The sequence below is a fragment of the Pseudomonas sp. WSY_20 genome (assembly GCF_043104335.1).
Classification (GTDB): domain Bacteria; phylum Pseudomonadota; class Gammaproteobacteria; order Pseudomonadales; family Pseudomonadaceae; genus Aquipseudomonas; species Aquipseudomonas parafulva_B.
Genome location: NZ_JBICKP010000018.1, coordinates 77,880 through 96,978, shown reverse-complemented (window position 1 = coordinate 96,978; position 19,099 = coordinate 77,880). Strand labels below are relative to the sequence as shown.

General features: G+C 61.6%; 16 protein-coding genes, 1 tRNA gene and 1 pseudogene. 9 read left to right on the top strand and 9 right to left on the bottom strand.

The window, feature by feature from the left end:
• Nucleotides 1-103: 103 nt before the first annotated feature.
• A complete protein-coding gene (locus ACF8E5_RS04785) occupies nucleotides 104-1,186 on the bottom strand; it encodes an ABC transporter substrate-binding protein (protein WP_058637366.1) in 1,083 nt (360 codons plus the stop codon).
• Between the two features lie 211 nt (nucleotides 1,187-1,397).
• Between ACF8E5_RS04785 and ACF8E5_RS04780 the strand changes: the two genes are divergently transcribed.
• The 4 genes from ACF8E5_RS04780 to ACF8E5_RS04765 all read left to right on the top strand — a co-directional run bounded on the left by ACF8E5_RS04780 (nucleotide 1,398) and on the right by ACF8E5_RS04765 (nucleotide 5,417).
• Nucleotides 1,398-3,050, top strand: a complete 1,653-nt coding sequence (locus ACF8E5_RS04780; protein WP_078478774.1) for a nitrite/sulfite reductase — start codon at nucleotides 1,398-1,400, stop codon at nucleotides 3,048-3,050.
• Entirely contained in the window at nucleotides 3,034-3,528 is a 495-nt protein-coding gene (locus ACF8E5_RS04775; RefSeq protein WP_027914639.1) for a DUF934 domain-containing protein, read from the top strand. Before ACF8E5_RS04780 ends, ACF8E5_RS04775 begins: the two co-directional genes overlap by 17 nt.
• A gap of 191 nt (nucleotides 3,529-3,719) precedes the next feature.
• The gene (locus ACF8E5_RS04770) at nucleotides 3,720-4,184 is read left to right on the top strand and encodes a nuclear transport factor 2 family protein (protein WP_058637368.1); all 465 of its coding nucleotides are present in this window, start codon (nucleotides 3,720-3,722) and stop codon (nucleotides 4,182-4,184) included.
• A gap of 84 nt (nucleotides 4,185-4,268) precedes the next feature.
• Nucleotides 4,269-5,417 (top strand): M14-type cytosolic carboxypeptidase, encoded by a 1,149-nt coding sequence (locus tag ACF8E5_RS04765; protein WP_392474966.1) that lies wholly within the window; start codon nucleotides 4,269-4,271, stop codon nucleotides 5,415-5,417.
• An 8-nt stretch (nucleotides 5,418-5,425) separates the two neighbouring features.
• Here ACF8E5_RS04765 and ACF8E5_RS04760 read toward each other — a convergent pair whose 3' ends face one another.
• From ACF8E5_RS04760 to ACF8E5_RS04730, 7 genes and pseudogenes are all read right to left on the bottom strand, one after another.
• The gene (locus ACF8E5_RS04760; RefSeq protein ID WP_197843967.1) at nucleotides 5,426-6,394 is read right to left on the bottom strand and encodes a spore coat protein U domain-containing protein; all 969 of its coding nucleotides are present in this window, start codon (nucleotides 6,392-6,394) and stop codon (nucleotides 5,426-5,428) included.
• The gene (locus ACF8E5_RS04755; RefSeq protein WP_392475010.1) at nucleotides 6,391-8,688 is read right to left on the bottom strand and encodes a fimbria/pilus outer membrane usher protein; all 2,298 of its coding nucleotides are present in this window, start codon (nucleotides 8,686-8,688) and stop codon (nucleotides 6,391-6,393) included. The genes ACF8E5_RS04760 and ACF8E5_RS04755 overlap by 4 nt, the downstream gene beginning before the upstream one ends.
• Nucleotides 8,689-8,787: 99 nt before the next feature.
• Nucleotides 8,788-9,563 (bottom strand): annotated as a pseudogene (locus ACF8E5_RS04750) (molecular chaperone).
• 38 nt (nucleotides 9,564-9,601) lie between these two features.
• Nucleotides 9,602-10,105 (bottom strand): spore coat U domain-containing protein, encoded by a 504-nt coding sequence (locus tag ACF8E5_RS04745; protein WP_058603836.1) that lies wholly within the window; start codon nucleotides 10,103-10,105, stop codon nucleotides 9,602-9,604.
• 3 nt (nucleotides 10,106-10,108) lie between these two features.
• Nucleotides 10,109-10,642 carry a spore coat U domain-containing protein gene (locus tag ACF8E5_RS04740; RefSeq protein ID WP_058603835.1) on the bottom strand — a complete coding sequence of 178 codons (534 nt, stop codon included), beginning with the start codon at nucleotides 10,640-10,642 and terminating at the stop codon, nucleotides 10,109-10,111.
• An 18-nt stretch (nucleotides 10,643-10,660) separates the two neighbouring features.
• Complete coding sequence (locus ACF8E5_RS04735) at nucleotides 10,661-11,197, bottom strand: spore coat U domain-containing protein (RefSeq protein WP_058637373.1); 537 nt, start codon at nucleotides 11,195-11,197, stop codon at nucleotides 10,661-10,663.
• 28 nt (nucleotides 11,198-11,225) lie between these two features.
• Nucleotides 11,226-11,753 (bottom strand): spore coat U domain-containing protein, encoded by a 528-nt coding sequence (locus ACF8E5_RS04730; protein WP_145255320.1) that lies wholly within the window; start codon nucleotides 11,751-11,753, stop codon nucleotides 11,226-11,228.
• A gap of 265 nt (nucleotides 11,754-12,018) precedes the next feature.
• Here ACF8E5_RS04730 and ACF8E5_RS04725 point away from each other — a divergent pair, with 265 nt between their 5' ends.
• The 3 genes from ACF8E5_RS04725 to ACF8E5_RS04715 are packed head-to-tail and all read left to right on the top strand — an operon-like array spanning nucleotide 12,019 to nucleotide 17,140.
• Complete coding sequence (locus ACF8E5_RS04725; RefSeq protein ID WP_392474964.1) at nucleotides 12,019-14,265, top strand: ATP-binding protein; 2,247 nt, start codon at nucleotides 12,019-12,021, stop codon at nucleotides 14,263-14,265.
• A gap of 15 nt (nucleotides 14,266-14,280) precedes the next feature.
• Nucleotides 14,281-14,739: a response regulator gene (locus ACF8E5_RS04720; protein WP_027914629.1), complete on the top strand. Its 459-nt coding sequence runs from the start codon at nucleotides 14,281-14,283 to the stop codon at nucleotides 14,737-14,739.
• 13 nt (nucleotides 14,740-14,752) lie between these two features.
• Complete coding sequence (locus ACF8E5_RS04715; protein WP_058637375.1) at nucleotides 14,753-17,140, top strand: hybrid sensor histidine kinase/response regulator; 2,388 nt, start codon at nucleotides 14,753-14,755, stop codon at nucleotides 17,138-17,140.
• Nucleotides 17,141-17,296: 156 nt separating this feature from the next.
• Here the strand turns inward: ACF8E5_RS04715 and ACF8E5_RS04710 are convergent.
• Nucleotides 17,297-17,371: transfer RNA gene (locus ACF8E5_RS04710), tRNA-Gln, on the bottom strand.
• A 256-nt stretch (nucleotides 17,372-17,627) separates the two neighbouring features.
• Here ACF8E5_RS04710 and ACF8E5_RS04705 point away from each other — a divergent pair.
• Entirely contained in the window at nucleotides 17,628-17,870 is a 243-nt protein-coding gene (locus ACF8E5_RS04705) for a DUF465 domain-containing protein (RefSeq protein WP_058637376.1), read from the top strand.
• A gap of 120 nt (nucleotides 17,871-17,990) precedes the next feature.
• Nucleotides 17,991-19,079, top strand: a complete 1,089-nt coding sequence (gene zapE / locus ACF8E5_RS04700) for a cell division protein ZapE (RefSeq protein WP_196124774.1) — start codon at nucleotides 17,991-17,993, stop codon at nucleotides 19,077-19,079.
• Nucleotides 19,080-19,099: the final 20 nt, after the last annotated feature.

The following is a 19,099-nucleotide window of genomic DNA, read 5'->3' as shown; positions in this document are numbered from 1 at the left end:
CTTCGTTGGATTGGTCATGGCATTGCCTCTTGTAGTGATTACGGGAATGCACCGCACAATCGGCAGTTAAGACCAGCAAAGACCTTTGCTCAAGCAGGGCTTTTCAGTATTCGACCGGTGACGTCAGGAACGGGTACTGATAGCCAGCCGTGCGCCCTATCGCGCTGTACGCCTTGAAGTCCACGCCGTGGTCGGCCAACTCCAGTCGTTTAAGCCATTGCCCGGCCTTGGCCTGGTCGATGCTCTGCAGCACAGGCAGGCTGTAATTGCGCAGGCCGTCGCGCCCGAACGGCAGGCCGTGGGCATCGTCATACAGCATGACCATGGCCCAGCCCCCAAGGCTGAAATGCCCGCCCATCAGTACACTCAAGCGCCCATCCAGACGCGCACGCAACGCCTCCCCCGAGCTGTTCACCGCACTGAACATGACATCCTTGCCTGGCTTGAGCCCCGCTTCCTCGAACGCCTGCATGGCCCCAAAGGCCATCTCGTCGTTGGCCGACCATACAAGCCGTGTCTGTGGGTAGCGTTCGAGCAGAAACCGCGCCTGCTCGTAGGCGCGCTGCCGGCTCCACCCGCCGTACACCACCTGCCGCAAGCGCACCTGGGGGAAGTCGGCCAAGGCGCGGCGCATGCCTTCTTCCCGGCGCTGCGAGGCAGGCGTAGTTTTCACGCCTGAGAACGCGACCAAATCCACTGGGCCACTGGTGGCAGGCAATTGCGCGATCATTTCACGCAACATCTGGAAACCGGCTTGTTCGTCATTGGTGGTCAAAGAACCCAACGGCTGCGCGAATTTGTCAGGCCGAGCGCTGACAGCCCGCGCCTGGCTAGGCGTCAAGCCGTTGTTGACCAGCAACAGCTTGACCCCCGCCCCTTGCGACAGGCGCATGATCTCAGGGGCGATGTACTGCTCGTTTACCAGTACCAGGTAATCAGGTCGCCTGGGCCCATCGAGGGCCGCCCGGGCCTGGCTCAGGGCAAGATCGGTCCGGCGCTCGCCATACTCCACACGCAAGTCCATGCCCAGTTCGTCAGCGGCGGACTGCATGAACCGGCTGTAGCTGGTCCAGAATGTCTCGTCTGGCGAACCCGGGTTGAGGAAAACCACTGACACCGGCTGCGCACTTGCGCTCAATGGCAGGGCGAAGCACAGGCAAAGGCAGCGGTACAGGGCCTTGAGCATAGGCTGACGTCTCTGAAGCAAACCCAGGATTATACCCATCGGGTCAGAACTGGCGCATAAATGGCAGTCAGTCTCACATAGTCCGTTTGGTTCTTTTCATATGCAAAAACATCACTTTTGCGCATAAATACAACCTGCTATGGTGCCCCGGCTCCGAACCGGAGTGCGCGGCCGTGCGCGCGAATAGCTGCATGCCTGAGACAGGACTTTTATGTACGTATATGACGAATACGATCAGCGGATCATCGAGGACCGCGTCAAGCAGTTCCGTGATCAGACCCGCCGCTACCTGGCCGGTGAGCTGAGCGAGGAAGAATTCCGCCCGCTGCGCCTGCAGAACGGCCTATACATTCAACGATTCGCGCCGATGCTGCGTGTCGCCGTTCCTTATGGCCAACTCAATGCCCGGCAGGTGCGTACCCTGGCCAAGATCGCCCGCGATTACGACAAGGGCTACGCGCACATTTCCACCCGCCAGAACGTGCAGTTCAACTGGCCGTCCCTGGAAGATATCCCCGACATCCTGGCCGAATTGGCGACCGTGCAGATGCACGCCATCCAGACCAGCGGCAACTGCCTGCGCAACACCACCACCGATCAGTTCGCTGGCGTTGCCGCCGATGAAGTCATCGACCCGCGCCCCTGGTGCGAGATCGTCCGTCAGTGGACCACGTTCCACCCGGAATTCGCCTTCCTGCCGCGCAAGTTCAAGATCGCCATCAACGGTTCGAAACAGGACCGCGCGGCCATCGAAGTGCACGACATCGGCCTTGAGCCGGTGCGCAACGACGCTGGCGAGCTGGGTTTCCGCGTCCTGGTCGGGGGCGGATTGGGCCGCACGCCGGTGGTCGGTTCGTTCATCAATGAGTTCCTGCCCTGGCAGGACCTGATCAGCTACCTGGACGCTATCCTGCGCGTCTACAACCGCTACGGCCGCAGGGACAACAAGTACAAGGCGCGGATCAAGATTCTGGTCAAGGCCCTGACACCCGAAGTCTTCGCCGAAAAGGTCGAGGCCGAAATGGTCCACCTGCGTGGCGGCAGCAGCACGCTGACCGAGGCGGAAGTGCAGCGCGTGTCGCGTCACTTCGTCGATCCGCAGTACCTGGCGCTGGACGATGTCGACTACAGCGCCTTGGACAGCGAACATCCAGGGTTCGCGCGCTGGCGCTCACGCAACACCCGCGCCCATAAACGCCCTGGTTACGTGGCCGTGACCCTGTCGCTCAAGCCCACCGGCGTTGCCCCAGGTGACCTCACCGACAAGCAGCTCGACGCCGTAGCCGACTTGGCAGAACGTTACAGCTTCGGCTTCCTGCGCACCTCGCACGAGCAGAACATCATCCTGGCCGACGTCGAGCAACGCCAGCTGCATGCCCTGTGGCTGGAGCTGCGCGAGAGCGGATTCGCCACCCCGAACATTGGCCTGCTGACCGATATCATCTGCTGCCCAGGCGGTGACTACTGCTCCCTGGCCAACGCCAAGTCGATCCCCATTGCCGAATCCATCCAGCGTCGTTTCGACGACCTGGACTACCTGTTCGACATTGGCGAGATCGACCTGAACATTTCCGGTTGCATGAATGCGTGCGGTCACCACCACGTCGGTCATATCGGCATCCTGGGCGTGGACAAGAAGGGCGAAGAGTTCTACCAGGTATCGCTGGGCGGCAACGCCGCGCGCGACGCCAGCCTTGGCAAGATCCTGGGCCCCTCGTTCGCCCAGGACGACATGGCCGATGTGATCGAGAAGCTGATCGCCGTCTACGTCGAACAACGCACTGAAGAAGAGCGTTTCATCGACACGTACCAACGCATCGGCATCGACCCCTTCAAGGAACGCGTGTATGCAGCGAATCATTAAGCACAACCAGATCGTCGACGAAACCTGGCACCTGCTGCCTAAGGAAACTTCGTTCGACGAACTGACCAACTGCGACGACTACATCGTGCCCCTGCAGATGTGGCGCGACCATGCCCATGCCCTGAAAGCCCGCGACGGTGGCCTGGGCATCTGGCTGGACAGCGACCAGGAGGCTGAGGAGATTGGCGAGGACGTCCAACACTTCCAGGTCATCGCCCTGAATTTCCCTGCCTTCACCGACGGGCGCAGCTATTCCAATGCGCGCCTGCTGCGCGACCGCTACGGCTACAAGGGTGAGTTGCGCGCCATCGGCGATGTGCTGCGCGACCAGCTGTTCTTCATGGCCCGTTGCGGTTTCGATGCATTCGCCATCCGCGCCGACAAGGACCCCGAAGACGCCCTGCAGGGCCTGAAGGACTTCTCGGTCACCTACCAGGGTGCCACGGACCAGCCGCTGCCTTTGTTCCGCCGGCGCTGAGCCCGTTGTTCGTCACGGCCGTGCACCTGCCACGGTCGTGACGGGCAGCCCCCACACTCGACCACACCGGTACTCCGCACACATCAGCATTGTTGTCGCCGACGCAATTATGAAGTCTGCCTGGTGATGATTCTCGCTTTGTCCCAGGCACGCTACGCTTTTCGGACACATTCATGCCGAGGAGTCGAGCAATGTCCCGTCCACCGCTGCCACCTTTCACCCGCGACAGCGCCATTGAGAAAGTCCGTCTGGCCGAAGACGGCTGGAACAGTCGCGATGCTGCCAAGGTGTCGCTGGCCTATACCCCCGATACCGTATGGCGCAATCGCGCCGAGTTTCCCCGTGGGCGAGCCGAGGTTGAGGCTTTTCTGACCCGCAAATGGAACCGCGAGCTTGATTATCGGCTGATCAAGGAGCTTTGGGCCTTCACCGAAAACCGTATTGCCGTGCGCTATGCCTACGAGTACCGCGATGACAGCGGCCAATGGCACCGGGCGTATGGCAACGAGAACTGGGAGTTTGCCCCGGACGGGCTGATGCACTACCGGCACGCGAGCATCAACGAGCACCCAATCGCAGAAAGCGAGCGCAAGTTCCATTGGCCGCTCGGCCGACGCCCTGATGATCATCCGGGCCTCAGCCAGTTGGGGCTCTGAACCACGGCTAAGCGCACAGGGGCGCTTTGAGGCCTGCAAGCGGTGTACAGTAGCTGCACAACAACATCGCCAAGGAGCCCGCCCATGACCGTGACGCTGTCACCGCTGCATATCGATTGCGACTTCGATTCTGGCAACATCGAAGTCATCGACGCCAGCAATCCTGCCCAGGTCCGCCTCGCCATCCGGCCGGACACCCACAGTGGCCACTACCAGTGGTTTCACTTTCGCGTCAGCGGCCTGACGCCTGGGCAGAAACACCGGTTCAGCCTCGACAACGCTGCTGGCTCGTCTTACAAGAATGCCTGGACTGGCTACAACGCCGTGGCCTCTTACGACCAGCAGGCCTGGTTTCGGGTGCCCAGCCAATTCGATGGTACCGCCCTGAGCTTCGAGATCACGGCGCAGCAACCGCAGACCTGGTTCGCCTACTTCGAACCCTACCCCCGTGCACGCCACAATCAACTGATCGAACGTGCGCTCGCCCTCCCCGGCATCACATTGCTGGCCAGCGGCCGCAGCATCCAGGGTCGCGACATCCCGCTGCTGCGCGCAGGCGACGGTGCAGCGGGCAAGCGCAAGGTGTGGTTCATCGCCCAGCAACATCCCGGTGAGCACATGGCCGAGTGGTTCATGGAGGGGCTGATCGACCGTTTGCAGGCTGGCGACGCCACTGTCCAGCAACTGCTGAGCCGCGCTGATCTGTACCTGATTCCTAACATGAACCCTGATGGTGCCTTCCTGGGCCATCTACGCACCAATTACGCCGGCAAGGACCTTAACCGCGCCTGGCAGAACGCCAATGTCGAGCTCACTCCGGAAGTGTTCTTCGCCCAGGCGCAGATGAAACAATATGGTGTGGACGCCTTCATCGACGTGCACGGGGATGAAGAAATCCCCCATGTATTCACTGCCGCCTGCGAGGGCAACCCAGGTTACACAGCCCGCCTCGCCCACCTGGAAGAAACCTTCCGCAACACGCTGATGAGCCTGACGGCAGACTTCCAGACCACCCATGGGTACACCCGTGACGCGCCAGGCCAGGCCAACACGACGTTGGCATGCAACGCCGTGGGGATGGCGCACGACTGCTTGTCACTGACCCTGGAGATGCCGTTCAAGGACCACGACGATGCCCCCGACCCGCGCACGGGCTGGTCAGGGCTGCGCTCCAAGGCATTGGCGAGCGCCGTATTGGATACGCTCGCCGCGATGGTAGACGACCTGCGCTGAGCCTTCTCTCAGAACTGGACGTCCAGTACCACGCTGTCCGAGTAGCTCGCCGCCGGCGGCGTAGCCTGGTCGGTATAGACGCGGGCGTTGTAGTTGAATACCTGACTGCCAGTGCCCGTGCCCATGCCCGGGTTGACGTCGGCATCGGCACTGGCCCGCCTGGCGCTACCGCTCGCGCCCCAGCGAACGGTGCCGGCGCCCTTGTAGATGTCGTATGCCAGGTAATTGTTGGCAGCCGACTTCATGCGCCGCCGCCCGCTCAGCACGTTCTGCCCATCGCTGAGCCCGACGCTGTAGGCACTGCCTTTGGTACAAGAAACGCTCAGGCTCTGGGTTACCGTTGCGAAGGCGCTGACCACAGGCGCAGAACCGAAGTTGATATTCGGCGTAACGATCTGACAATCATTGGTCACCGTCAGGCTGACGGTCAGGTACTGGGTGCCTGATCCGGTATCCCGCCCGATGCACAATCCGCCTATCGAAAGCCCTTCACAATAGTTCCAGGTCCAATCCAGCTTGAGGGTCTCCCGATAGAGACCTGCCGCCACGTTACTCCCGATCTGGGTGCGAAGGTACAACGGTACAGTCTTGGGCGTACCGTTGAGCAAGCCCAGCAGGTCGAGGATACCCGTGCGTCCGTACTCGAATGCAACACCGCGGCTGATGGGAAAGTTGGTGGTGGCATCGGCGTAGAGCGTATACGGGATGACATCCCCTGTAGGGCCAAGCAACACCCCCGTGGACGGCTGTACCGTCAGCTTGAACGAGTCGGTGTTGCTGAGCACGCTCAATACCGTGCCATTGCACTGTAAACCGGCGTTCGCCGTGGATGCTGTCTGCACGGCGGTGCGAACCTGGGTTGAATTGAGGGCGCCGAACAGAGCGGGCGCGGTGGCCACCGACGCGCACTTGGCCAGGGCAGGCTCTGCGCAGAGCGCTAGAAACCCTGCGCAGAGCCAGGCTTGATGGCGGCTCACTTGCACACCAACGGCCCGACCAAAGGGATCGAGCCGGTGCTTTCTGGCAGGGTGAAGTCGACCTCGCACTGCCCTCCCCCCGCCAGTTCGACCTGCAAGCGGTTAGTGGCCTGCAAATTTTCCAGGTAAACCAGCCCATCCCACCCCACCACGGCCTGGGCGCCGCTTTGCACGTGTCTGACGCGGCTCCCCAGGCTCAGCGGTCGCTGATTGCCATCCACCAGTTCCAGGCTGGCTGCCTGCACCTGCTTGAGTTCGAAGTCGAGCAGATAACCGCTGCCACGGCGTACGGCAACGCGTTGCTCGACGTGCGGTGCCAGAATGTCAGGCGGCAAATCCATCGGGTCTATTTCATATTTGCCTCGGTAGTAGGCACTGCTATAGGGCACAAGCAGGTGACCGCGTTTGTCGGTGCGGCCTACCGGCTGGTTTTCGTATCGCACGGGCACATCGGCGTAGCCAGAGGTGCTGACCACGACGAACGCATCATCGATGCGGTTGGCCGCGAACAGGCCGGCGTCCATCCACACGATCGAGCCGCTGGCATCGGCCCACCGGGTCATTTCTCCACTGCTGCCGTAGACACCCGCCTGCAGCTGGACCGACTGCAGGCGCCAGGTGGCGTCGGCCTGGCGGTAAGCCTGGCGATCGCTACCGGTGGCATACCCGAGGTTGTAGCCCACCCCGGTACCCACCGGAACCGCCCGGCTGTAGTTGGCCCGCTGCTGGTGCTGGCCGTCTTTGTTGCGTTCGATGCCCAAGGCCAGGGTGCCGGTCATGTCGAACGGAATCACCAGTTGCGCCTGCGCCGCCCATTGGCGATCACCCACCTCTCGGTTAGCAGAGAAGTAAATACTGCTGTTGCCCCACAGGGGCCTGCTGTAACTGAGGTTGATCAAACGTGTGCGGGTGCCGTCCCCGGCGCGCACATCGAAATAACCGGCGCCCAGGTTCCCGTACTGGTTGAGGTTCAAACTCAGCGTCACCTGCTCGCTGCTCCTGCTCAGCTGCATGTCGCGCCGGTCGATGCGGGTTAGGTCGGCGTAATCGCCATGGCGTTGCAGGCGCTGGTAGCTGAACCCCAGGCGTTGACTGTTGTATTGATAACCCAGGGCGGTTTGCTGACCTTGGTTGCCTTCGAAACGGCTTTGGGCAAGTGCAGCATTGAGCACCCCGAACTGCCCTAGGCGCATGTTCGTCCCCAGGCCCCCGAGCATCAGGGACTCGGCCGTTTGCGCATGGGCCTCCAGCGTGAAGGTATCGCTCAGGCCGTGGCGCAGGCTGGCCGAGGCCACGCCTGGGCCGTATCCGAAGTCGCGCACCCCATAGTCACGCCTGAGACTGCCGGCTGCCACCGCATAGTCGGTCAACCCTTTTTGCAACAGGCTGCTGGTCACATAGAACGGCAGGGTCGTGGACACTTGCCTGCCCAGGGTGTCGGTGGTCACCACCACTGCCTCGCCGGCACCGTTGATGAAAGGGACGTTGGTCAGCGTATAGGGGCCAGGCTGCAACTCGGTGGTGCTGGCCCGGTAACCATTGATGAAAAGCTCAAGGGACGTTGGCACGGCCGCTTCGCCTGCGAAGGCGGGCAACGGGTAGGTCACAAGGTCTGGCCGGGCAGCAAAATCCCTGGATAGCTGCAGCCCGCCCAGGCGCACTGAGCTACTCCAGGGCAAGGCGGCGGTGATCAGGTCACCGGCCTCGACGGTCAGCATCCGTTGCTCGTCGGTGAAGCGCCAGGTGGTGTCGTAACGCAGGAATCCATCACCCGTGCCACTGCGCGTCACGCCGTTGAACGAGCGCCGCCACTGGCCAGTGCTGGACACGGTCCCCCAGCTGTCGAACACGCGTAGTTCATTCCAGGCGGCGAGGTAGGTGCCGCTGTCATCGGTATCGTTCAGGTACAGGTCATAGTTGAACAAGGCACCGAAGCTGCTGCGCGCATCGGTAGGCGGGTAAAGCGTGCGCTCACCGACTTGCTGGTCCGGCAACCAGCCTGGGGGCACATCCAGCCGCAGTTGCTGGTTCTGGCTGTCATATTCGGCATGCATCCCAGCAACGGCCTCCAGGGCCACGTCGCCTGAGGGGTCGCCGGGCAACGCAAGGCCTGCTGCGCGCAGCACGTCACTGCCTATGTAAAGGCGCCCGGCCTTTTGCTGCACCGGCACCAATTCAGCCTTTGGCATCTGGTTCACCGTGAGGTCCAGGTACAAGGTGGCATCGGCAACCGCCGACAGCTCCGTTGGCGGCGGCGGCAGGTCGTCTGCCAGCACCAGGGTAGAACCGGCCAGTGCCAGCCCCAGATACCCCAGGCGCTTCGTCGCGAACCTCTTCACGCATCGGTCCTGACCATTGCCGGGCCCTCCCTGGCCCTGTGACTTGCCTGTAACTTATCGACCCTGGTTGATGACGGCCGCCTCGCCCTGGCCGTTGACCCGGCCCTTGAGTGTTCCACCGGCCCCCACGGCCAGCGGCGCTGGCCAGCGCATGCTGGCCCCGGGCAGTACATAGCCCAGCAGCCCTTCTGCAACTGGTTTGGCCTGGTTGCCTTGCTGCACCACCACATCGGTCAGGCGTGCATGCACCGGGCCGGTGTTTCGCAACTCGATGTACGGCTTGCCCTGTATCATCACCGGCTGCCAGGTCAGCTGGGGCTTGCCTACACCCTGCTCGTTGCGCTCGCCGTTCGGGTCCGGGCGGCCCCACAAGCCTTCCCCGTAGACGAACAGCGGCACCGAGTAGCGCATCTGCAGGCGAATTGCGGCCGTGGTCCCGGCCTCGGCCTTGTCCACGGGCACTGCGGGGGAATTTCGTCGATGATGATGCGGTAGGCCTGTTCCTGACCGGCAGGTGCCGCACCTGTGCGCGTCAGGCGAATGAGCTGCTTCTGACCGGGTGCGATAGTGGCCACCGGCGGGCTGCCGATGATTTCACGTTGTGCGCTGAACTGCTCCTCGAAGCGCCCCTGACGCCAGGCAAATACACGCACTTGAAGGCTTGCCGCCGCGGTCCCGCGATTTTCCAGCCACAGCGCCCCTGCCTTCTGTCCCGCTTCCAGCACAGGGTCAATGGGCCAGATCAGTACCGACGTGGCGGCTAACACCGGCTGGCCAGCCACGCTGCACATCAGCAACAAGGCTCGGATCCATTTGCTGCGTTCTCTCATGAAGCCCTCCTTGGACGGTATGGTGGCGAATCGACCGGTCACCAGGTCAATGTCACCTGGACCACGTCGGTATAAGTACCGGCAGGCACCGTTCCGGGTAGTTGGAGCCTTCCGTAGACTGGCAGCCTTACCGCTGCAGGGTCGGCATAACTCACGTTCACGTTTTGCCCAATGCCGATGCCCTGCGCCAACGCAGCATCCTGGTACAACTGGTAGGGCACTACCTGCGTGCCTCCCGTACGCTTGAGGTTGCGCACGCCTGCGTTCGCGTTCTGGCCAGCATCCAGGCTCATGCTCAGCACTACCCCTGGCGTGCACTGCAGCGTCACGCTCGAACCGCCCAATGCCGTACTCAGCACGGCCGTGGACAAGGCTGACTGCGTACCGTAGTTCAGAGTGCCGTACTGCGTGGCGCCCCCTATGACCAGACAACCGGCGACAACTTGCGCATTTACCGCGAAGGTACTGGTGGTGGCCGCACCCAGGGGGCCAGCCAGCATCAGCATGCACCCGGCAACGGTCCCTGCACGCCAAACGCGCATGCCTCAGAACGACAGCTCGACGGCGACGGTGTCGGTATAGACCCCCGCGGGCAGACCTGCCTTGCCACGCGCCTGCCCATAGAGGTTGACGGTTTGCGCGACCCCGGTGCTGGTCGGCAACGTGATCGTGCCGTCGATGGCCAGCAACTGCGTGCGCCCCGCATCGGTATAGAAGTCATAGGGAACGAAATTGCCGGCGCCGTCTGCCAGAGCACGGGTGCCCCCGGTGGACTGACCATCGTGGGCGCCTGCGCGTACTCGAATGGCCGGCACCGTGCCCGCTGAACACAGCACACTCAGTGCCCCGCCGCTGCCGCCGAGCACCTGCGCGTTGGCCGTACCGAACAAGGCATCCTGAGTGCCGAAGTTCAGGCTGCCGAAATTCAGGCCCGAGGTGCCTGAGCTGCCGTTGACCTGGCAAGCCGCAATCAGGGTCAGTGTCGAGTTTATGGTACCGGTGACGGTGGCTGCCGGCGCCTGGGACGCCAGCGCCATGCCCAGCCCGGCGAGGATGCAGCGTGAGAGGTGGGTTCGCATCGATATCTCCTTGATGGGTTACCAGTCCAGGGTCACTCTGAGGGTGTCGCGATACAGGCCAGCGGGTAGCGCACGAGGCTGTGCGACCAGCACGCCATAGATGGGAATGGGCATCTGCCGGGTGCTGCTGATGACGAAGGGCCGAGCCTGGCCGACCGGATAGTGGCTGCGGCCAGCAGGATCGACGGCCAGTTGGTAAGGGATCAACTCGCGCCCATTGCTCAGGCGGCGTATCCCGTCGTCGCCGTTCATGCCCGCATTGATGCTCACCCTGAACGCACGCACTTCAGGCGTGCAGCTGATCTGCAAGCTGCCCTGGGTGCCGACGTCATCCACTCGACTGCGCACGGGCTCTTCCCAATTGGGGCCTCGGGCACCGAAATCCATCAATCCAGGGTTGGCCAGTGTCGCCGGTTGCGTTTCATCGCTGCTGATCTGGCAAGCAGCGCTGATGATCAGTTGCGCCTGGATGAAACCGGTGCTGGTGCCGTGCGCCGCCCCGCCCGGTACGATCAAGGGACCAAGGGTCAGCAGCAGCATCGAGGAACGGTTCATGGCCTCACGTCCTTGTGCATGGGTTGACCTACCAGGTGACCGTCACTTTGAGCATGTCGGCATACCGCCCTGCTTCAGGGGCCCAGGCCAGCTTGTCCAGCCTCGCGTACAACGGCAGGTCGACCCAGCCGCTGCCAGGCACCCGTGATGATTGCGGCTCATCGACCAACATCGGCTGCCGCCCGGCCGCATCACGAAATAACCGGTAGGGAATGGGCCTGGCGCTGGAGCCTGACATGGCCAGGAACCGCACCGCACCGCTCCCACCATGTTGGCCAGCGTCCACGCGTACCTGATAGGGCGTGTCCGGGTTGCACTCCAGCCGCGGCACTGAAGGCCCCAACAGCGTTCCACTTCGAGATGCTTGCGGGCCATCCAATCGTGACACTGCACCAAAGTCGATGCGCCCGAGTGCCTGTGCTCCCGCCTCCCGGGCAGGGTTGACGAGCATGCAGCCGCGCTCCACCAACACCCTCACTTCGACCAGAAAATCTGCCGCCACGGCACTGCCGACTGGCAGCAGGCCCACAAGCGCGGCAAACAAGCGATTGTTCACGTTAGCGTCCCTGCCATTCAACACTCGTTTCAAGCCTAGCAGCGGGCTCACCTTCGAACCGGCCGACACGCCTGTTTTTTGGTATTAGCAAAAAAGCAGTAACGGCCATGGCAAGATCTGGACAGCGCGAAGCAGCCTTCATGCAAAGTGGGTTCAACGGCCAAGCACGGCAGGCGAGGCGATATTCTGATAGGGTATATCACCATTATCCTGCCCCAGACTCTTGCGGCATGCAGGGTCCCAAATGACAGGAGCGTTTTCTTCGATGACCACCGACCGAACCCTTGCACAGGCGATCGAACGCTGCGCTCAAGAGCCCATTCAAGTGCCGGGTAGCGTTCAGCCTCACGGTTTTGTTCTGGTGCTCGACCCCGAGCATCTGCAGGTCCTACAGGCGAGTGAAAACATCGTGCAGTGGCTGGGAACGCCCGCCGAATCGGTGCTCGGTTGCAACTTCGGCGAAATCGTCCAGGCCGGCTTTGACTTGCGCCAGCAGTTGGCGAGGCTGCCGGAGGACGAGGTCTTTCCTTTCCATATCGGTGATGTGCGCTTGCACGACACGGCACCTTGCCGGGAGGAGCTCCATCTGCTGGTACACCGGCACGATCAAGTGCTAATCGTCGAGTTCGAGCCGCACAGAGTGCCCGAGGACCTGACGGCCCAAGGTGATTACTACCCATTGGTGCGCACCTTCGTCAGCAGCCTGCACCTGGCGGGCAGCCTGGAAGAGTTGTTGCAGCAGACCGTGATTCAGCTCAAGCGCGTGACCGGCTTCGGACGGGTCAAGGCCTATCGCTTCGATGCCGAGGGCAATGGCCAGGTACTGGCCGAGGTTGCCGACGCAGGTTATCCAAGTTTCCTGGGCCTGTGCTTCCCTGCCTCGGACATACCGCGTCAGGCGCGTGAGCTCTATCGGGTCAACCGCATCCGCGTCATCGAAGATGCCAACTATCAGCCGTCTCCATTGATACCGCCACTCAACCCAACCACCGGCAAACCGCTGGACATGAGCTTCACGAGCTTGCGTAGCGTATCGCCCGTGCACCTGCAATACATGCGCAACATGGATACGCTGGCATCGATGTCATTGTCCATCGTGGTGGATGGCAAACTGTGGGGACTCATTTCGTGCCATCACGCACAACCGCGATCGGTGGCCCTGCGCACACGTACCGCTTGTGAACTGCTGGCCAGCGTCCTGTCCCTGCAGATCGAATCCCGTGAAGCCCATGCCCGCACTCACCAGTTACTGGAGTTGCGGCGGTACATCGTGCGGATGATTTCTTCCATGGCCGACCACGATAGTGTCAGCGAAGGCCTGCGTACGTTGCCCGATGTGCTCCTGGCGTTTGCAGGTGCTCAAGGCGCTGCGATCATTTCTGCCGAGCATTGCGAGCTGATCGGAGCTGTCCCGCCAGAGGCACAGGTCAATGCGCTGGTCCATTGGCTAGCCCGCCAAGGTGAAGATGTTTTCCAGACGGATAATGTACGCCGTGACGTCAGCGAGCTGCCCGAATTGGCCGAGCATGTCGGCGGCGTACTGGCAGTGGCCATCTCTAAAATCCACTCGCACTACCTGCTGTGGTTCCGCCCCGAACAGGTGCGTAGCGTCCAATGGGCTGGGCAGCCTACCAAGGAAGTCGCACCACTGGGCAACCTCGCGCCTCGCCATAGTTTCGAACGCTGGCAGGAGCAACTGCACGGTTACTGTGCACCCTGGGACCCGTTGGTCATCGAGGGCGTAATGGAGTTGCGCAATGCGGTCCTGGGTATCGTGCTGCGCAAGGCTGAAGAACTGGCGCAGATGGCCAACGAATTGCGCCGCTCCAACAAGGAGCTCGAGGCATTCTCGTATAGTGTTTCCCACGACCTGCGGGCGCCCTTGCGCCATATCGCGGGGTATACGGAATTGCTGGGCGAAATGGAAGGCAACGGTTTGAGTGAACGGGGCAAAAGGTTCTTGCAACACATCGGCGAAGCGGCGCATTTTGCCGGCAACCTGGTCGACAATTTGCTACATTTCTCGCACATGGGCCGCTCTGCCCTGCGCATGTCGGAAGTGGACCTCAACGCTCTGGTCGAAGCCATTCGCGCTGAACTGGCACCCGACTACGCCGGGCGTGAGATCATCTGGGACATCGCGCCGCTGCCCCGGGCCTATGGCGACCCGGCATTCATCAACCTGGCATTGAACAACCTGGTGGCAAATGCCATCAAATACACCCGTGGACGGACACCTGCCCGCATCGAGATCACAGCAGTGCAGCACCCAACCGAGACCGAGGTCTGTATCCGGGACAATGGCGTGGGCTTCGACATGGCCTATGCCAGCAAGCTGTTCGGCGTCTTCCAGCGCTTGCATCGCATGGAGGATTTCGAAGGCACGGGCATTGGCCTTGCCAGTGTTCGCCGCATTATTGAAAGGCACGATGGCCGTGTCTGGGCCGAAGGCCAGATCGACAAAGGCGCCAGTTTTCATTTCACTTTACCGCGCCCATCCGCGACACACTGAGGTACCGCACCTATCATGCTCAAACCCATCTTGCTGGTCGAGGACAACCCTCGGGACCTGGAGCTGACACTCCTGGCACTGGAGCGCAGCCAGTTGGCCAACGAAGTCATCGTGCTGCGCGACGGCGCAGATGCCTTGGATTACCTGTTGCGCCGCGAGGCCTACGCCGACCGCGACGACGGCAACCCTGCCGTGATTTTGCTCGACCTCAAGCTGCCGAAAGTCGATGGGCTGGAGGTACTGAAGGCGCTGCGTGCCTCCCCGGAGCTGCGCAGTATTCCGACCGTGATGCTGACCTCGTCCCGCGAAGAACCCGACCTGCTGCGCGCCTACGAACTGGGCGTCAACGCTTATGTGGTCAAACCCGTCGAGTTCAAGGAATTCGTTGCCGCCATTTCCGACCTGGGCATCTTCTGGGCGGTACTCAACGAGCCTCCACCCGGCTCGTTGCGCCTGAACCGTCGCGGCAACTGAGGCCTGCACCACGATGCAGTCTACCCCGCTGAATCTACTGATGGTCGAAGACAGCTCGATGGACGCCGAGCTCACCCTGATGCGCCTTGAGCGCAGCGGTCTGCGCATCCAGTCTCACCTGGTCTTCGATCACAACGGCGTCGAGCATGCCCTTCGCGAAGGGCGCTATGACCTGATCCTGTGTGATTGCGTATTGCCTGGGTCATCCGGCACCGAAGTGCTCTCGATCGCCCAACGCCTGGCCCCTGATGTGCCCTTCATTTTCCTCTCCGGTATCTACGGCGAGGAACATGCGGTAGAGATGATCCGCCTGGGCGCCACCGATTACGTGCTCAAGAAAAACCTGCCGTTGTTGCCCAAGGCAGTGCGCCGTGCACTCACCGAGGTGCAGGAGCGCCAGCGCAGACGCCGCGCCGAAGAGGCCTTGGCGGAGGTGGAAGCACGCGCGCGCATTGCTATCAACGCTGCGGGCATGGGGACCTGGGACTTGAGGCCCCAAGAGGGAGTGCTGGCGTGGGATGAACGCTGCAAGGCAATGTTCGGCCTGCCGCTGGACACCGAGATGAGCCTGGAGGTGTTCTACGCTGGCATTTATCCAGACGACGTGGAGATGGTTCGCAAAGCTGTCGACCTGGCCATGCTCCCGGAAAGTGGCGGCAACTATCGCATGGAGTTTCGCATCGTGCCGCCCGATGGCCAGGAGCCCCGGTGGGTCCTGAGCAGTGGCCAGAGCCAGTTCGTCGACGGCAAGTGCGTACGTTTTTCAGGTGTTCTTCAGGATGTTCACACCCAGCGCGTGGCCACCCAGGCATTGCGCCAACTCAACGAAATGCTCGGCGAGCGTGTCGAGCGACGTACCCGCGAGCGCGACCGTGCCTGGGAGCTCTCCCAGGACCTGCTGGCCGTGCTCAACCACGACCTGACACCGGTGGCGCTAAACCCAGCCTGGGAAGCCAGTCTGGGCCTTTCGCGTGAACGTTTGAGCCAGTCGTCGCTGTTGCACCTGCTACCAGAGGCGGATCAGGAACTGCTGCTAACCGAACTGGCGTCCCTGGCCCATGGGCGCACCAGCGCGCGGTTTGTGGGCCGGATTCTTCACGCAGGTGGCCAGCAGCGTTGGCTGTCGTGGGTTGTGGTACCCGAGGACACCCTGCTCTACGTGGTCGCGCGGGACATTACCAGTGAGCGTGAAACGGCAATGGGTTTGGCCGAGGCCAATGCCCGCCTGCGCGAACAGATCAGCGAGCGTGAGCGTATCGAGGCCGCCCTGCAACAGATGCAGCGTCTGGAGGCTGTGGGCCAGCTTACCGCGGGCGTGGCCCACGACTTCAACAACTTGCTGACTGTGATCCTGACTGGGGCGAGCTTTCTGGAGCGCGACCTGGTGAAAGCCGATGTCGAGAAGGCACGAACCAGGCTTACTCACATCAGGGAAGCGGGTGAACGCGGCGCCAAGCTGACCTCGCAATTGCTGGCATTTTCCAGGCGCCAACGGCTCGAACCCGTGCCGCTGAACCTGAACCGCACGCTTGATGGACTCGAAGAACTGCTACGCCGCACCCTGGGCGGCAATGTCTCTGTACGCCTGGATCTGGACAAATCACTCTGGCAGGCGCTTACGGACCCGACCCAGACCGAGATGATCATCCTGAACCTGGCGATCAACGCCCGCGACGCCATGCCCGAGGGCGGCCAGCTGACCTTGTCCACACGCAACACGCGCATCGATGACTTGCCACGCCGCCCGGAAGATCCAGACCCTGGCGAGTACGTCATGATGAGCATCCGCGACACGGGGTGCGGCATGAGCGAGGAGGTACTGGCCAAGGTCTTCGAACCGTTCTTCACCACCAAGGACATCGGCAAGGGCTCCGGCCTGGGCCTGGCGCAGGTCTTCGGGTTTGCCAAGCAGTCGGGCGGCGGGGTGCGCATTGATACCGCACCGGGTAGAGGCACCGAAGTGGCCGTCTATTTGCCTGCGGTGAAGGATCAGGTCGTGAGCGAACCGGAACCGCTGCCATTGACCCATACCATCACCGAGAGCGGCTACAACCGTAATGTGCTGCTGGTGGATGACGACCATCTGGTGCGCGACATGCTAGGCGATGTCCTGCGTCAGTATGGGTATCAGGTTCGCCAGGCACACAGCGGGGAGCAGGCACTGGCCCTGCTGGACGATGATATCGACTTGCTTCTCACCGACTTCGCCATGCCTGAGTTCAATGGCGCTCAGCTGGCCATGGCGGCCAGAGAGCGCTACCCCAACCTGCGCGTGGTGTTCCTGACGGGTTATGCGGAGCTCCAAGGGCTGGACTTGCCCGATAGCCTGGTCATTCAAAAGCCGGTACAAGCTGACGAACTTGCCAGGGCACTGAACGAGATGCTGGGTACAGCGAGCTGACGCATAGGTTGAGGATCCGCCAGGGACGGCTTTTGAAAAGAGGCGCTTTGCAGGATGCGCCTCTCGATCAAAGGAAATCTGCCGGAAAATTGCGAATCTCAGAAACGACGAATTCAGCGCCGGTAGCCCATGCACTGAAAATAGAAATGTAGAAAATGGCAGGGGCGGCTGGATTCGAACCAACGCATGGCAGGATCAAAACCTGCTGCCTTACCGCTTGGCGACGCCCCTGTATCGGATGCAGCTGAAGCTGCTCTGACAACTCCAAGTAACTGACAACGCGTTGTTGTCTTGGAATGCGCGGCACTTTATCAACAATGTTGGAGCTTGGGAAGCCCTCTGTTAAAAAAATTACCGAAAAACAGCGAGTTAGTCGTCAGAAACAATGCGGCAATACCGTTCGTCGCATTCCTGCCCCTTCTCGTCAACGCAATCGCAAACCTTCATTCCAATGGTTATCGCCACCGTCATGCTTCTGGAGGATGCCATGCCTGTTTCACACGATCTGTATCAAGACCTGCACTACCCTCGTGAAATCGTTCAACAACGCCGTCAGACCGATAAAGCCCTGGACCGCTTGCTCGACGAATATGTCGACATTGACAACCAGGTGCTGGCGGCCGAATCCATCTCGGCAGGCAATTTCGAGGACGAAGACCTTCGCCGTCTCAAGGAGCGCCGGTTGACCGTGAAGTACATGATCGAGCGTCAACTGCAACCCAAGGCATAAGGTGCCCGGGTGCGGTGACCTATCGCAGCAGGTGATCACTGACGGTCACTTTCTCGATTGGTCATACAGCCAAGGCTAGTGCAAGATTCTCGCTACCGTCTGTTACAAGGAAACGAGCCTTTGCCCGCCTGGATACCTGCCCCGCTGCGCCACCTTGGCAAGCGCTTTAGTCACTGTGCAGCAGCGCCCAGTAATGACTTGGCTGGCGCTTTCGATGACAAGGCCCGCCGATGCGGCTTTACGCTTAGCGAGAGTCAACGTCAGGCCATCACCTGCATGTCGCAGCAGGTTGAACAGCACAGAGCGGGGCACGCTACGGGCGTGTACCTGCACGGCCCGGTCGGTCGTGGTAAAAGCTGGTTACTCGATGGCTTCTTCCAGTGGGTGCCCAGCCCAGCCAAGCTGCGCTGGCACTTCCATGATTTCTTCGCCCGCTTGCATCAGGGCGTGCATCGCCACCAGGCAAGTGGTGACGCCATCGGCATCACGCTCGACGAATTGATCGGACAGAACGACATCCTGTGTTTCGATGAATTTCATGTGCATGACATTGGGGATGCCATGCTGTTGACGCGGTTATTCGAGGCCCTGTTCGCACGGGGCACATTGCTGGTGCTCACCAGCAACTACGCACCTGAAGGGTTGCTGCCCAATCCGCTTTACCACCAGCGATTCCAGCCTGTGATCGACCTGATCAACCACTGCATGGTCATCAAGGAAGTCGGCGGTAAAACGGACTTTCGCAGCCTGCCGGCCAACCGTGCACTGCAACGCTTCACGCAGGGCCGTTACATCTGGCCCGGTACCGATATGCAGCGCCAGTCCCTGCACATGCCGACGACCCAGGGCGATACCCTCATGGTCAATAATCGTCCGCTACGCCTACAGGGCGCTGAGGGCGACCAGATCAGGTTCACTTTCGAAGACCTGTGCGAGCAGCCCACAGCCGTGATCGATTACCTGGCACTTGCCCAGCAATACTCCCACTGGATCATCGAAGGCCTGGGCGACCTGGGGACATGCTCGCTTGCTGCCCAGCAGCGTTTCGTCAACGTGGTCGACGTGCTCTACGACCAGGACCGGCAACTGACTCTCATTGGCTCGCGCCCGCTGGCAGAAAGCCTTGAGGGATCGCTTGCAGACCTGATGCGCACGCGTAGTCGCCTGGGCCAGCTACAGCAAGTGGGCCCCGCCGGCGCCGAAAGCTGAGCGGGGCCGGGCTAGCCGTC

Coding starts and splice junctions, on each gene's coding strand:
- ACF8E5_RS04715 (WP_058637375.1), top strand. CDS start 14,753: ATGCAGTCTACCCCGCTGAATCTACTGATGGTCGAAGACAGCTCGATG.
- ACF8E5_RS04780 (WP_078478774.1), top strand. CDS start 1,398: ATGTACGTATATGACGAATACGATCAGCGGATCATCGAGGACCGCGTC.
- ACF8E5_RS04765 (WP_392474966.1), top strand. CDS start 4,269: ATGACCGTGACGCTGTCACCGCTGCATATCGATTGCGACTTCGATTCT.
- ACF8E5_RS04705 (WP_058637376.1), top strand. CDS start 17,628: ATGCCTGTTTCACACGATCTGTATCAAGACCTGCACTACCCTCGTGAA.
- ACF8E5_RS04740 (WP_058603835.1), bottom strand. CDS start 10,642: ATGCGAACCCACCTCTCACGCTGCATCCTCGCCGGGCTGGGCATGGCG.
- ACF8E5_RS04770 (WP_058637368.1), top strand. CDS start 3,720: ATGTCCCGTCCACCGCTGCCACCTTTCACCCGCGACAGCGCCATTGAG.
- ACF8E5_RS04775 (WP_027914639.1), top strand. CDS start 3,034: ATGCAGCGAATCATTAAGCACAACCAGATCGTCGACGAAACCTGGCAC.
- ACF8E5_RS04725 (WP_392474964.1), top strand. CDS start 12,019: ATGACCACCGACCGAACCCTTGCACAGGCGATCGAACGCTGCGCTCAA.
- ACF8E5_RS04785 (WP_058637366.1), bottom strand. CDS start 1,186: ATGCTCAAGGCCCTGTACCGCTGCCTTTGCCTGTGCTTCGCCCTGCCA.
- ACF8E5_RS04735 (WP_058637373.1), bottom strand. CDS start 11,197: ATGAACCGTTCCTCGATGCTGCTGCTGACCCTTGGTCCCTTGATCGTA.
- ACF8E5_RS04720 (WP_027914629.1), top strand. CDS start 14,281: ATGCTCAAACCCATCTTGCTGGTCGAGGACAACCCTCGGGACCTGGAG.
- ACF8E5_RS04745 (WP_058603836.1), bottom strand. CDS start 10,105: ATGCGCGTTTGGCGTGCAGGGACCGTTGCCGGGTGCATGCTGATGCTG.